The organism is Glutamicibacter sp. NPDC087344 (assembly GCF_044744225.1).
Classification (GTDB): domain Bacteria; phylum Actinomycetota; class Actinomycetes; order Actinomycetales; family Micrococcaceae; genus Glutamicibacter.
The window spans coordinates 16776-30628 of the sequence record NZ_JBIUXY010000017.1 but is presented as its reverse complement, the minus strand read 5'-3'; the positions used below and the strand labels follow the sequence as shown (position 1 = coordinate 30628).

Below are 13853 nucleotides of genomic sequence, written 5' to 3'. Positions count from 1 at the left end.
GAAGTGCGGGTTTATTTACCTGTTGGTTTGCTGGAGGCCTTGTCAAAATCAATGTGTTGTTCAGCCAGAGCTCACCTGGATACCGGATTTACCCGTGATTTCAGCCCTCGCACGGGGGCAGGCCCCCGTGCGGCGTGAGCCGAACCTCGGTGGTGGGCCTCATTCACAAGGCCGGTTTCAGCGAGAATAGTTAATGACATGACCACCTTGACGCGTTTTATCAGCGCCCCATTCAGTGCCCGGGCGTGGAAGCCCTTTGGCTACCTCACCGTGATGTTGCTGCTTTCTCCCTTTGCCTTTGCCTATGTGGTGCTGGTGCCCAGCCTGATCGCCGCACTGGCCGTCACCGTGGTGGGTTTATGGGTTCCCGGGTGGCTCATCGTTGCCGCCGGATCCTGGTGTGTTCTCTACCGCCGACTGGCCGCTGCCTGCCTGGGACAGGACATCGCCGCCCCCTTTGCCGCGGCTTTTCCCTCCGGGTTCTGGCGCTCATATGCGGCGCACCTGGGGAATCCAACCGGGTGGAAGGCGCTGGCGTTTATGTTCCTCAGTTTTCCATTGGCAATCATCGGGTGGGTGCTCAGCACGGTTGTTTTGGTGTTGGGTTTGGGAGGCATCAGTTACAGCTTGTGGCGAGAGTTCTTGCCGGCCCAAAGGGGAACTGACGGAGAGATGCACCGTGGGGCGAGTTTTGGTGAAGGCTATTTTCTGGACAGCACGCCGTCCATCGTGCTGGTGGGGATCATCGGGGTGATCTGCTTATGGTGCTGGCCCGGAATGACCGGTGGTTTTGCCCGGTTATTCGCCGGCTTGACCCGCGGTTTGCTGGGACAAAGCGCAACAAACCGCCAGTTGACCCAAGCGATCACGGCCCGGGATCTCACCGTCAGCAATGCGCAGCAGACCCTTCAACAGCTCGAACGCTCCCTGCATGATGGACTCCAGGCTCAAATCGTTGCAGCAGGCATGCAGATCAGCGAAGCCAGGCTGATGCTCGAAGAAGGGTACTCACCCGAAGAAATTGATGCGGTGCTCGCCAAATCACAGCATGCCACCCGCGAGACCATCGAGGATTTGCGTTCCCTCACCCGGACAATACATCCCCCAATTCTTGATTCCGGGTTGGGGCCGGCGTTGGAGAGCTTGGTATCCCGCTCGGGTCTGACGGTTCACCTTCACGCCGAGGCGCTGGATGAACTTGCTGAGACTCAGTCCATCCCCGCGCCGATTGTCACCGTCGCCTACTTTGCGGTCTCAGAATCATTAACAAACGTGGCCAAACATGCCGGTGCCACCGAGGCCTGGGTTTCCGTCCAGCTCGGTTCGCGGCAATCAGCGAAATACCTGAAGATCGAAGTTCGTGATGAAGGTTGTGGCGGAGCCGATGCCGCCCGAGGCACGGGCCTACGCGGATTGCAGGATCGGTTGCTGGCGGTGGACGGGACCCTGAAAATTACCAGCCCTCCGGGCGGCCCAACACAAGTGCTCATTACGCTGCCGTTAGGCTCAAAGGTATGAGAATAGCGCTCGCCGAAGACAACGTGTTGCTGCTTGACGGGCTCCTGTCGCTATTGGAGCGTCGTGGGCATGAGATCGTGGTGCAAGCCCAAGACGGGACGCAACTTCTCACACAGTTCCAGGCACTGCACAAGGAAGGCACAAGACCTGATCTTGTCATCTCGGATGTGCGGATGCCGCCGACCCATACCGACGAGGGGCTTCGAGCCATCCTTGCCATTCGCCAGGTGTATCCGCTGCAGCCGGTGCTGTTGTTTTCGCAATGGGTGGAGACTCGTTTCGCGACCCAGTTGCTGGGCAACGACCCGCGAGGAGTGGGATATTTGCTCAAAGACCGGGTCACGGACGTCAAAGAGTTTTTGCTGAGCCTGCGACGGGTTGCCGAGGGACAAACTGTCTTGGATCCCGACGTGGTGGCTCAGCTGATGGGCGGGCCGGTACCTGCTCAATCTTCAGCAACTCCCGCATACGGAGCCCAATTGAACAAACTCACCGGTCGAGAACGTGAAGTTCTGGAACTGATGGCTCGGGGGCTGAACAACACCGAAATCGCCAGTGCCCTGACGATCTCCTATGGCGCTGTCGAAAAGAACGTCGCAGCGATCTTCCTTAAACTCGATTTACCTCCCGAAGCATCCGGGCACCGCCGGGTAAAAGCCGTATTGGCGTATCTTCAGGGCTGAAAACACAAGGAGTTGACCACCAAATGGTCATAAATCCCGCATGCCGTGCCAAGGCAAACTAGGCTGGGAACCATGAGTGCCCAGAAGAAGACGCCACAGCGCGGTCCACTGAGGATCACGGTGCCCTCGAGGGCCGACGGGTTCCTGCGACAATTCACCGCGGTGATCGGCGGGCCGCTGGGCCGGCACAGCGACCCCGGACGGGTGAACCCCGGATTTTTCACCGTGGAACGTGTGCTGATCCTGATGACCATCGTTGGCTCACTGCTGATGCTGTTGTCCAAAAACCCGTGCCGAGTCAACGGCTGGGGCGGCAACAACCCCTATGTCTACGCCTGTTACAGCGACTGGGTGCCGCTCTTCGGGGCCCGCGGTTTCGCCGAGAACCCCTGGGTTCCGTTCTCCGCCGATGCACAATTCGAATACCCCGTACTGATGAGTGCGGTGGCCTCCGTGGTGGCCTGGCTAGTCCCCGAGTCGGTGGCCAACCGCGCCCTGATTTATTTCGACATGAACCTGATCCTGGTGGCGATCCTCTGGCTCGTCACGGTGATCTGCACCCTGCGGATGAGCGGACGCCGCCCCTGGGATGCGGCCATGGTGGCAATCGCCCCGGGGATCATCCTTGCCGGAAGCGTCAACTGGGATATGTGGGCCGTAGCCTTGCTGGCCCTTGGAATGCTCAGCTTCGCCCGGAAACACACGGTGCTCGCGGGAATCCTGATCGGGCTGGGCGCGGCCATGAAGATCTATCCGTTTTTTGTCCTCGGCGCGCTCTTGGTCATCGCGGTGCGCACCGGAAAACTTAAACCGTTCTGGGTCACCGGCGGAAGTGCGGCCCTGACCTGGATCGTGGTCAACCTTCCCTACGCGCTGGCCTACCCGGACTCGTTTAAGCACTTTTTCACCTTTTCATCAGAGCGCGGGGCAGGATTCTCCAGCTTCTGGCACGTCTGGAACCTGCTGGCCGCAGATTCCGAGGTCCTTAAGCCCTTCACGGCCGATCAGATGTCCCGGTGGGGAATCATCCTGTTTTTCCTGTGCTGCCTCGGTGTGGCGGTGCTGGGACTGCTGGCCAAACGGACCCCGCGGGTGGGCTCGCTGGCTTTTCTGATTGTGGCGTCGTTTGTGATGGTTAATAAGGTGTATTCGCCGCAATTCATTGTGTGGCTGATTCCGCTGTTCGCCTTGGCCCTGCCCCGGTGGCGTGAGTTCGCGGTGTGGATGCTGGTAGAAGTCGCACACTTTTACGGCCTGTGGTTCTATCTGGATTCGTTGGACGCCGAAGAAATCCACAAGGTATTCCCGCAAAACGGCTACGTCTTTTTGGTTTTCGCGCACATGCTGATGTTGGCGTACCTGATGTATCTGGTGGTGCGTTCGGTCCTTGACCCGCGGCGTGATCCGATCCGCGCGGTGGGACAGGACGACCCGCTGGCAGGTCCCTTCGCCGGGGCCGCCGACAAGTTCACCCTGCGCGGTTTAATGCAACGAGACCCGAAGCCGGAAGCCGACCAGGCCGCTGACGCCGCACCGCTGAACACGAAGGCCGACGCATGAGCTCGGTGGCGGTGATCGGCTCTGGACCCAATGGGTTGGCCGCGGCCGCGGTAGCCGCCCGGGCGGGGCTGGACGTCACGGTGTACGAGGCCAATGAAACCATTGGCGGAGCGGCCCGGACCCAACCGCTTGATGGTTCCCAGGCCCGTTTTGATTTAGGAAGCGCCGTGCATCCCATGGCGTTGCAGTCTCCGGCGATGTCTCAGCTGGGGGTGCTGGACACGGTGGACTTCATTGTTCCCGAGTTGTCCTTTGCCCACGTTCTTGATGGGGGAACGGCCTACGCCTGGCGGGATTTAGAACGCACCAAAAATGACCTGGGGGCCAGCGGGGAACTTTACTCCCGGGTGCTCGCACCGCTGGTTGAGCACATTGAAGCCCTGGGCGATACCCTGTTGAACCCGCTGCTCAAACTTCCAGCGCATCCTGCCACGCTGGCGAGATTTGCGATCAGCACGGTCGCCGGGATGGGGCTGAAGGATTTGTTCTCCGCGAAATACGAGCGAGCGGCCGCCCTGTATGCGGGGTGTTCTGCTCACGTGGCCGGCGGCTCACGCGGCCCGGCCAATGCGGGGGCAGGATTATTTTTGGCCGCCGCCGCCCACGCCAAGGGCTGGCCGATTCCGCGTGGCGGATCCCAAGCGATTTCCGATGCACTGGCCACAGCACTTCGTGCCGCCGGAGGCCGGGTACGCACCGGGGAACACGTCACCGACCTTGGAGAGCTGTCGGAAGACATTGTCCTTTTTGATACCTCCGCCGAAGCCGCCGGGCTTATTGCCGGCGCGCGGATACCGGAGAAACTCTCCAAAACCCTGGCCGCAACTCGCAGGTCTCCGGGCAGCTGTGTGGTGCATTTTGTCCTCTCGCAGCCGGTGCCCTGGACGGACCCGGTGCTGGCCCAGGCCGGTACGGTCCACCTGGGCGGTAATGCGGTGCAGGTGGGTCGCGCCGAGCGCGAAGCGAATCACCGGACAGCCGAGAAGCCATTTATGATCGTTTCCCAACCCTCGAGCTTTGACGACTCCCGCGCCCCGAAGGGCCAGCATGTCATCTGGGCCTACTGCCACGTGCCACTAGGTGCCCCGAATGACATGAGCCGGCAGATGATCTCCACGATCGAGGCCGCGGCCCCGGGCTTCGGTGAGCTGATCCTCGAATCCCACGTGGCCACGGCACAGACACTCGAACAACAGAATGCCGCCTTGGTGGGCGGGGATTTGTCCGGGGGCACCATGGATCTGCTGGGAAGTGTTCGACGCCCGGTGATCTCCACCGACCCCTGGTATCTGCAAAGCAAGGGCCTGTACCTGGTCTCCTCGGCGACTCCACCGGGGCCCTCGGTCCATGGGATGGGCGGTTATCTTGGAGCTAAAGCGATGTTAAAACGCGAATTCGGGATGACCTGAGCGCACTCCGTCTAGGCTGGAGCATGATGGAAGACTTTGGGTACAACTTCATTTCCCTGGCCCTGCTCGCGGTGCTGTGGGTGGTTTTCGGTGCGCTGTATCGCCGCGATCCGCGGCGGCTGGTGCTTGCCGCGGCACTGCTGCCATTGGTGCTGATCACCCTGTCCACACTCTCCGAGATGCTGGCGGCCTTTATCCCCGGTTTCGGGTTCCTCATCACGATCCTGGTGGTGCTCACACCCCTGATGCTGGTGGTTTTTGGCGGCGCGCTGATCCACAACGGCATTTTGATGTGGCGCCGTGAAGGCGCCAAACTGCCCAACTTGTTGTCGCTGATCGCCGGGATCCTGGTTTTTGCGCTGCCAGTGGCGGCACTGGCCTTGGTGGTTCTGGGGCGCTGGTGGAGCCTGTCCTTGGCGTTCATCATGTTTTTTGTTTCGGTATTCAGCGCGAGCATCTTTGTCATGCTGCTGTTGTATTCCTGGGTTCACGCCAGGTTCCAGGCCAAGGGCCAGGGAGCCGCAGTGGTGGTGCTCGGTGCCCGCACCATCAACGGTGAAGTCACCCCGTTGCTGCGGGGAAGGCTGGATAAGGGCATTGAACTGTACGGCGCACAGGATGGCCCCAAACCATTAATGGTGCCCACCGGGGGACAGGGACCGGACGAAATCGAACCCGAAGCGGTGAGCATGGGACGCTACCTCGCCGAGCAGGGAATACCTCGGGAGCAGATCCTGCTGGAGGACCGCGCCAAGGACACCGTTGAAAACCTGAAATTCTCCAACGAGCTGGTGCGGGCCCGGCGAGCCGATGGCCGGCTGTGGCTGGTGACCAGCGACTACCACGCACTACGGGCCGGGCTGGCCTCGCGGGCGCTGGGGCTTGATGCCCGCGCCTTCGGCGGTAAAACCGCAGCGTACTACCGGCCCAGCGCGTTCCTGCGTGAATGTGTTGCCATCGCCCGGGACCACCGGAAGTTCATGATCATCCTTGCCTTGCCGTTCGCAATGATGATCATCGGGGCACTGCTTGTTGCAACCTCGGTGGGCTAGGCTGCGCGCCGACGCCCAGTTATGCACCCCAAGGTGCACAAAGCCAAGGCCGGGGACCAGCTGATCCGCCTTTTGAGGGAGAAGCAAAATCAGCATTCCGGGCGGTTCGCCCAAGCCGAAGTTTTTTTATGCTGGATATATGATCCAGGTACAGGAATTGACCAAAACTTACGGTGCAAAAACCGTGGTCGACCACGCGTCGTTCACGGTTCAACCGGGGATCGTCACCGGCTTCCTCGGCCCCAACGGCGCAGGTAAATCAACCACCATGCGAATGATTGTTGGACTGGCAAACCCCACGTACGGGCAGGTGCTCGTCAACGGGAAAAACTTTAAGACCTCAACCCACCCACTGACCGAGGTTGGCACCCTGCTCGAAGCCAAATCGGTTCACAAGTCATTGACCCCGCGGGCGCACCTGCGTGCCATGGCGGCCACCGCTAACCTGCCCAAGTCCCGGGTGGACGAGGTGCTGGAACTGACCGGGTTGGCGCCGGTGCAACGCAAAAAGGTTGGCGGCTTCTCCCTGGGCATGGGCCAGCGGTTGGGAATCGCAACCGCGTTGCTGGGGGACCCGCAGGTGCTGATCCTGGACGAACCGGTGAACGGTTTGGACCCCGAGGGGGTGGCCTGGGTGCGCAACCTGGCCCGCCAGCAAGCATCGGTGGGGAAAACCGTGCTGATCTCCTCGCATCTGATGAGCGAGATGGCGCAGACCGCAGATCACCTGGTGGTGATCGGCCGAGGCCGCATCATGGCCGATGCGCCAATCAGCGAATTCATTGACAACGGACTGGCCCAGACCATGGTCCGATCCCAAAACATCGACGCGCTGATGAACGCCCTGGCCGCCGAAGGGGTGCAGCTGCGCCGGCTGGATGCCACCACCTTGGAGGTCACCGGACCCGAATCAGAGGTGATCGGCCGCCGCGCATTAGAGACCGGGGTGGTGCTCAGCGAGCTGCGTCCGCTGCAGCGAACCTTGGAGGACGCCTACATGGAACTGACCCGTGACGCCATCGAATACCGTTCACAGGTGTCCACCGACAACCAGGATGGGAAGTAGGAAATCATGAGTACCGAACTTGCGGCACCATCCGCGGCACGCACCGGCGGCAAGGTCAGCCTCGGCGGAGTGCTGCGCAGCGAAATGATCCGTTTCTTCTCCCTGAACTCCACACGAATCCTGATCCTGGTCTCGATCGTTGTGTATGTCGGCATCGCCGCCATCGGCATCTGGGGTGTTGGATCGCTGATGCAGAACATGCCAGCCGGTGAGCAGATCCCGGGCACCGAAATGATGGGCAGCACCGACTTCGCGGTGGAAACCCTGGCCTCGGGCCTGATGTTCTCCCAACTGATCCTCGGGGTGTTGGGGGTGCTGCTATTCAGCGGCGAATTCACCACCGGCTCCGCGGTGAGCACCTTCCTTGCCAGCCCGCAGAGGCTTCGGGTCATGGCCGCCAAGATCATCATGATCACCGTGCTGACCGCGGTGGTCCAGCTGGTCTCCACCCTGGCCGCCTACCTGGTGTGCCGTCCGCTGGCCGAGAACTACTCGCTGACCCTGGATATGGGCAGCGAAGCGTTCGCCCGAATGCTCTGGTACGGCGTGCTGGCAGTGGTCATGGCGGCCTTGATTGGCCTGGCGTTGGGCGGCTTGCTGCGCAACTCGGCCGGCGGCATCACCAGCCTGGTTGCACTGTTTTTTGTGCTGCCGATGATCGCGCAGATCCTGATGGCGGTCACCGACTGGTTCAAGGACTACGCCCGGTTCATGCCGGACCAGCTGGGCCTCGGGCTGGCCCTTCCGCTGAGCTACCCCAGCACCCTTGAGACCTGGCAACAGCTGCTCGGTGTTGCCGGCTGGATCCTCATTCCGCTGATCCTGGCCGGGGTTCTGCTCAAGAGCCGCGACATCAAGTAGGGTTCGGAAAACTACACTGGAAACCATGAGCAATCTTTCGCTGCAGGAGTCGGTCGCCTCCTTCGACGAACTGGCCGCCAAGCGGATGGGTCGGGTACGCAGGTACCTGAGGACCCATCCGCGTTTGGTGTCTCTTGGCGTCGTGATCTTTTACCTGCTGGGCACCCTGCCCGGGGTGCTGCTGATGGCCGATACACCGGCCAGCCACGGGATTGTCCTGTTATTGATCACCTTGGCAACCGCCGGAACACTGCTGTTCCGCCGCCGCGCACCCATGACGGTGCTGTGCATCGTGTTCGCCCTGCAGTGCATTTCGATCCTGGATAGCGGGGCGGTGTACGGGGCCGAGGGCCTGGGCATGATGCTGGCCCTGTACATGGTGGCCACCAGCTATTCGGCCCGGCGGTCGATTCCGTTGGCCATCCTGGCTGGAAGTTTCCAGATGGTGCTGCTGGTGCTGCTTGGATTCCCGGACATGAGCGACATGGACATGGACCCGAGCGACGGAATCAGCGAATCGGTGTTATCCAGCGTCCTGATCGGGGTGTTCGCCGCATTCCTCATCGGTTTTTACGTCGCCGCCGCGGCCATTGGCGGCTACATCCGCAATTCCCGCATCCACGAAGCTGAGCTGAACCACTGGGCCTCGCAGGTCTCGCGCTTGGCGCAGGTCCAAGAACGCAACCGCATAGCCCGCGAAATGCATGATGTGGTGGCGCATTCGCTGTCGGTCATGATTGCCCTGGCCGAAGGGGCGCGTGTGGTGGGCCGCCGGGATCAGCAGCGGGCCGAGGAAGTCTTGAGCGAACTATCCGGCACCGGCCGGGCGGCGCTGGCCGACATGCGCCGGATGCTCGGGGTGCTGCGTGAAGGCGAAGGCAGCGAATTATCCCCGCAACCAACCGGCGGCAGCATGGAGCACCTGTTGGAGGGGTTCCGGGTGGCGGGGCTGCCACTGACCTACACCTACGTGGGCGAGCCGTTGCCGGATGACAAAGCCTTCCAGCTGACCATCTTCCGAATCATCCAAGAGTCGTTGACGAACTCGCTGCGTTATGCCCGCAACGTCACCGATGTGCAGGTGCGCTTGGAACGCGGCCGGCACCAGGTGCGTTTGGAAATCATGGACAACGGGGATGCCACCCGGGTACCAAGCGTCGGCAGCGGCCGGGGATTGCGTGGCATGCGTGAACGCGCTGAACTTTTTGACGGCACGGTAGATGCTGGCCCCGTGGCCAGTGGCGGTTGGATTGTGAAAGCGATGTTGCAACTGCCCGAGTGCAGTGCGAAGAATAGTAATCAGAAATCCGTAAAGGGGTAGGACATGGACGAAAACATCAAGGTATTGCTGGTTGACGACCAACCCCTGCTGCGAATGGGCTTCCGCCTGATTTTGGAGGGCGAAAACGACATCCAGATTGCCGGAGAGGCGGCCGACGGGCTGGAGGCGTTAACCCAGACCGCGACCCTTCACCCGGACGTGGTGCTGATGGACGTGCGGATGCCCAACATGGACGGCATCGAGGCCACCGAACGTATCGCCAAGGCGCATCCGGAAACCAAAATCATCATCCTGACAACCTTTGACCTCGACGAATATGCGTTCTCCGGGTTGCAGGCTGGGGCCAGCGCTTTTTTGCTCAAAGACGTGGCCCCCGAAGAACTGGTTTCCGCCGTGCGGTTGGTTGCCTCCGGGGATGCCGTGGTGGCTCCCCGGGTGACGGCCCGGCTGCTGGAAACCTATGTGCGCAACTCGGGTCGCACCCCCGCGAACACCGCCGCGCCGCAGCGCGATCCGCTGCTTGACGACCTGACCCCGCGCGAGCAGGAAGTGCTGCGTGCGCTCGCCGAAGGCCTGTCCAATGCCGAAATCGCGCACCGCTTTTTCCTGTCGGAAGCAACGGTGAAAACCCATGTGCGACGCATCCTGACCAAACTGCACCTGCGCGACAGGGTCCAGGCAGTGGTTTATGCCTACGAGACCGGATTGGTGATCCCTTCACAGGGGCTGGACTTCTAAAACGCGGAGTTCTTCTTTTCGGCCCGGCGTTTTTTCCGTGCGCTGGCGCGCAGTTGGATCACGCGTGCCGCGCCGATGGCCGCAACGATCAAGGCGCCACCTAACGCGGCGATGAACAGCGCCAGGCCCAAGCTGATTTCCCCGCGCATCCCGAAGTATTGCACGGTGACCGGATTCTGATTCTGGGCGATAAAGATGATCAGCAAGATCAGCAGCAGCACGCTGATCACGGTAGCGGTCCATAACCGGCCGAGTTTTGTTGAGCCGGAATGCTCGTCTGGCTCTGGCGCCGGAAGCGGCTGCAGGCCTTGGGGATCTGGTTCTTGCAGGTCATAGGATTGCTCGGCTTCAACGGCTACCGGATCAGAGCTCATTGACGGAGCCAGTTCACCCTCAGGCTCACCTGAAAGCTCCAGCTCGGTTTCTCGCTGAGGTTCGCGCGCATCTGAGAACTCGGGAAGTTCCTCGGGGGTACGGTTGGCTTTTGACATGGTGCGCTCGCTTTCTTGGCCAATAGGGACCTGTTCACAGCATTGATGCCCATGATGCTCCACGTCAACCCCGGGGTCGTAATTCCTCGGTAATTCCCCGTCTGGCACAGTCCGGGTACTTCGCCGGGCGGATTCCCGGTGACTTTGACCGCAGTTCCCACGATAAGTGGCGACCGGCAGGCGCGTCGGTCGGCGAGGATGCTTTGACGCACATAAATGATGAAACCCACCAAGCGCCGAAGGGTGCCGGGGATGAGGGGTTTTATGACTTATTTGAAGGACTGGGACTGATTGCGCTGTTGCTATTCCCTGCCTTTAGTACGTTCCTGACATGGCTAGATGCCTTAGCTGAGTCTTGACCTTTTCTGCAAAGTTGGGGGCCTGCGCTGCTACAAGTGCTTCGTGAAGCGTTTTGGGGTTTTGGCGCTTTGCCCAATAAGGAAATTGCCTCTGGACAACAGTACGAACGACATCGGGTCTGCGTTCGTAGATCAGGCAAAGCATCTCGTCGGCAGAGTAGATTTCAAATTCACATTCGTCGGCGAAGGGTTGAAAATCCTTGATGTTGTTAGTGACCAAATAATCGACGCCTCCATGTTCGGCCGCAGCGACTACATGCGCATCAAATTTGTCGCGTCCAAACTGTACGAGATCTTTCCGGATTTGATAATTGGAGATCAAAGCTTCGGGGCAAGTATTCTCGAGGCGGCGGCGTAGTCCTCCGGTTTTCTCCTCGGATGCTGAAGGGTTCCTCTTGCGCAGGTGGTATAGGAACTCTGCGAGAACGTCCTCGCTCCAGCGAAGCTGTATCCCCTCGTGACCGGATTCCAGATCAATCAGGCAAAACCAGTCTCGAAGTGTTCGTGACAGCAGGATATTCGCATCTAAAAACAATAGTGTGGGCCCCGGTTGCATAATGCTAATGATAAGCAACTATGGCCCACACCGATGTTATGTTTCATTCAAGTCCAAAGAATCTTCGAATTCCCGCAGTTCGTCAAAGGCACGGCGTCGATCTTCCAGCCGTTTTTCTTGAAAAGCCCGGATGTCTTTGCGGGTGAAGCGCGAATGGGATCCCACCTTGTGGAACTCGATGTCGCCCTGTGCCGCTAGTTTCAGAAGCGTCGGGCGTGACATGCCCAGCATTTTGGCTGCTTCTACGCTGGTCAGTTCTTGAGTAATTTGAGAGATGGAAATCGATTTCCCCGATGCGGCCATCCGAAGGATTTGGTGCAGTAATTTTCCCAAGTCAGAGGGGATGACGATTTCTTCGCCGGAGGTAGACTCAATACGAATCTTCAAGGTTTTTGGGTCAACGTCATCTAAGCGACGTTCAACCTCTGCAGCTTCCTCGTGCTGGGAAGGAGTCACGTCGAGGACTTGGAGGTTTTGGGTGGTGGCGCGTAAGCTCACTACTTTCTCCTTTCACTTATTTCAACTATGCATCATAAGTGAAATAAGTGCAATGCCGGTGAAGCGGCTTTCAGGACCTTTCGCGACGGGTGCCTACTATTGTTTTGCCTTATCCGGGGATTAGCACCTGTCGGGTGCGGGCGTCAGGTGCGAAGCTTGCCAACGCGGATCTTTAGACGGGTATCGAGGTTGTTCCACGTCAACCCCGGGGTCGTAATTCCTCGGTAATTCCCCGTCTGGCAAAGTTGGCGGCTCCTGACACATCATCTGCCGTGCGGGCTACTAAGCTGGAAGGTGTCCGGCAGGTTCTGCTGGAGCGCACAAACTGAAACAACTGATCTCGAAAGAAGTGAGCACCCAGTCATGGCACAAGCCGCGGCAATGGCACACATTGCAGATTTGGCCGAATACGTAGCGACCTCTCCATCGAGTTACCACGCCGCCGCGAGTGCGGCGAAGCGCCTGGATGCAGCCGGATTCACGGCGCTGAATGAAGCTGACGAGTGGACCCTTGGGGCCGGAGCCTACTATGTGGTGCGTGATGGCGCGGTTATTGCCTGGGTGCAGCCCGAAGGTGCCACCGCAACTACCGGATTCCACATCCTCGGAGCCCACACCGACTCCCCGGGTTTCAAACTCAAGCCCAAACCCACTACGGGTTCCAACGGCTGGTGGCAGGCCGGTGTCGAGGTTTATGGCGGCCCGCTGCTGAACTCTTGGCTAGACCGTGAGCTGGTGCTGGCAGGCCGCCTGGTATTGCGTGACGGGTCGGTGCACCTGGCGCAAACCGAACCGCTGCTGCGGATCCCGCAGCTGGCCATCCACCTGGACCGCCAAGTAAATGACGGCCTGACCCTTGACCGGCAGACCCACACCAACCCGATTTTTGGTGCGGGCGATCTTGCCGATGCAGACATCCTTGCAGTGCTCGCCGCATCTGCCGGGGTAGATCCGGCGCAAATTGCCGGGTATGACGTGCTGACCGCTCCGGCGCAGCGTGGTGAGGTGTTTGGCGACGGTAAGAACTTTTTCGCTTCCTCACGCCTGGACAACCTTTCCTCGGTGCACGCGGGTCTGATCGCGTTGAGCGACTACGCGCGTAAACCCGAGGGGCAGCGCATCGCCATGCTGGCTGCCTTCGACCATGAGGAATTGGGCTCGCAGTCGCGGTCAGGCGCAAGCGGCCCCTTCCTTGAGGAGCTGCTCCAACGCATTCAGGCCTCGCTGGGAGCCACAGTTCAGGACACCGCGCGGGCGCTGTCCAACTCGGTGTGTTTGTCCGCGGATGCCGGTCACGCGGTGCACCCGAACTACGCCGATCGCCACGATCCGGCGAACCGTCCGCAGGTGAATGCCGGTCCGCTGTTGAAGATTAATGCCAACCAGCGTTACGCCACGGATGCCGTGGGGGCTGCCGCGTTCGCACGGTGGTGCGAGAGCGCCGGGGTGCCGTATCAGGAGTTTGTCTCCAACAACCGAGTTCCTTGCGGCTCGACCATTGGACCGCTGACCGCAACCCGTATTGGCATTCGCACGGTGGATGTGGGGGTCGCGCTGTTGTCCATGCATTCGGCCCGAGAGATGTGCGGTGTTGATGACCCGTGGTACCTGTCCAAGGTGGCACGCACGTTCTTCAACGACTGAAAGTGCACGGGCCGTGGCCGAGAGCTGTCGATACAGCAACCGGCTTCGGTCCGTCACATCTTTATATATGCCTTCTGTGGAATCTATTACCCGAGAGTGCAACTGAATCCCGTATTTACAGGCTGACAAGCAGGTG

The 13853-nt window shown here is 60.2% G+C and carries 13 protein-coding genes; 10 read left to right on the top strand and 3 right to left on the bottom strand.

The genetic code is table 11. The annotated features are described in order from the left end of the window. The first annotated feature begins 198 nt into the window (after positions 1-198). From ACIOWL_RS20250 to ACIOWL_RS20210, 9 genes are all read left to right on the top strand, one after another. Positions 199-1518, top strand: a complete 1320-nt coding sequence (locus ACIOWL_RS20250) for a sensor histidine kinase (RefSeq protein WP_400389475.1) — start codon at positions 199-201, stop codon at positions 1516-1518. Then, the gene (locus tag ACIOWL_RS20245) at positions 1515-2201 is read left to right on the top strand and encodes a DNA-binding response regulator (RefSeq protein WP_400389472.1); all 687 of its coding nucleotides are present in this window, start codon (positions 1515-1517) and stop codon (positions 2199-2201) included. The genes ACIOWL_RS20250 and ACIOWL_RS20245 overlap by 4 nt, the downstream gene beginning before the upstream one ends. 72 nt (positions 2202-2273) lie before the next feature. Beyond that, on the top strand, positions 2274-3761 hold the full coding sequence (locus tag ACIOWL_RS20240; protein WP_400389469.1) for a glycosyltransferase family 87 protein: 1488 nt from the start codon (positions 2274-2276) through the stop codon (positions 3759-3761). Continuing rightward, entirely contained in the window at positions 3758-5170 is a 1413-nt protein-coding gene (locus tag ACIOWL_RS20235) for a phytoene desaturase family protein (protein WP_400389466.1), read from the top strand. Before ACIOWL_RS20240 ends, ACIOWL_RS20235 begins: the two co-directional genes overlap by 4 nt. 23 nt (positions 5171-5193) lie before the next feature. Beyond that, the gene (locus ACIOWL_RS20230) at positions 5194-6222 is read left to right on the top strand and encodes a YdcF family protein (protein WP_400389464.1); all 1029 of its coding nucleotides are present in this window, start codon (positions 5194-5196) and stop codon (positions 6220-6222) included. 139 nt (positions 6223-6361) lie between these two features. After that, positions 6362-7288 (top strand): ABC transporter ATP-binding protein, encoded by a 927-nt coding sequence (locus ACIOWL_RS20225; protein ID WP_400389462.1) that lies wholly within the window; start codon positions 6362-6364, stop codon positions 7286-7288. Between the two features lie 6 nt (positions 7289-7294). Beyond that, positions 7295-8149 carry an ABC transporter permease gene (locus ACIOWL_RS20220; RefSeq protein ID WP_400389460.1) on the top strand — a complete coding sequence of 285 codons (855 nt, stop codon included), beginning with the start codon at positions 7295-7297 and terminating at the stop codon, positions 8147-8149. A 25-nt stretch (positions 8150-8174) separates the two neighbouring features. Then, positions 8175-9470, top strand: coding sequence for a sensor histidine kinase (locus ACIOWL_RS20215; RefSeq protein WP_400389458.1), 1296 nt, complete (start codon positions 8175-8177; stop codon positions 9468-9470). A gap of 3 nt (positions 9471-9473) precedes the next feature. Beyond that, positions 9474-10169 carry a response regulator gene (locus ACIOWL_RS20210; protein ID WP_400389455.1) on the top strand — a complete coding sequence of 232 codons (696 nt, stop codon included), beginning with the start codon at positions 9474-9476 and terminating at the stop codon, positions 10167-10169. Here the strand turns inward: ACIOWL_RS20210 and ACIOWL_RS20205 are convergent. The 3 genes from ACIOWL_RS20205 to ACIOWL_RS20195 all read right to left on the bottom strand — a co-directional run bounded on the left by ACIOWL_RS20205 (position 10166) and on the right by ACIOWL_RS20195 (position 12073). Beyond that, the gene (locus ACIOWL_RS20205; RefSeq protein WP_400389452.1) at positions 10166-10660 is read right to left on the bottom strand and encodes a lipopolysaccharide assembly LapA domain-containing protein; all 495 of its coding nucleotides are present in this window, start codon (positions 10658-10660) and stop codon (positions 10166-10168) included. The two genes, ACIOWL_RS20210 and ACIOWL_RS20205, sit on opposite strands and share 4 nt — an antisense overlap. Positions 10661-10975: 315 nt before the next feature. Beyond that, positions 10976-11575 carry a PIN domain-containing protein gene (locus ACIOWL_RS20200; RefSeq protein ID WP_400389449.1) on the bottom strand — a complete coding sequence of 200 codons (600 nt, stop codon included), beginning with the start codon at positions 11573-11575 and terminating at the stop codon, positions 10976-10978. Positions 11576-11611: 36 nt separating this feature from the next. Beyond that, a complete protein-coding gene (locus ACIOWL_RS20195) occupies positions 11612-12073 on the bottom strand; it encodes a helix-turn-helix domain-containing protein (protein WP_400389446.1) in 462 nt (153 codons plus the stop codon). Positions 12074-12436: 363 nt separating this feature from the next. On the opposite strand from ACIOWL_RS20195, the gene ACIOWL_RS20190 reads away from it, so the two are divergent. After that, positions 12437-13717, top strand: coding sequence for a M18 family aminopeptidase (locus ACIOWL_RS20190; protein ID WP_400389443.1), 1281 nt, complete (start codon positions 12437-12439; stop codon positions 13715-13717). Positions 13718-13853 lie beyond the last annotated feature (136 nt).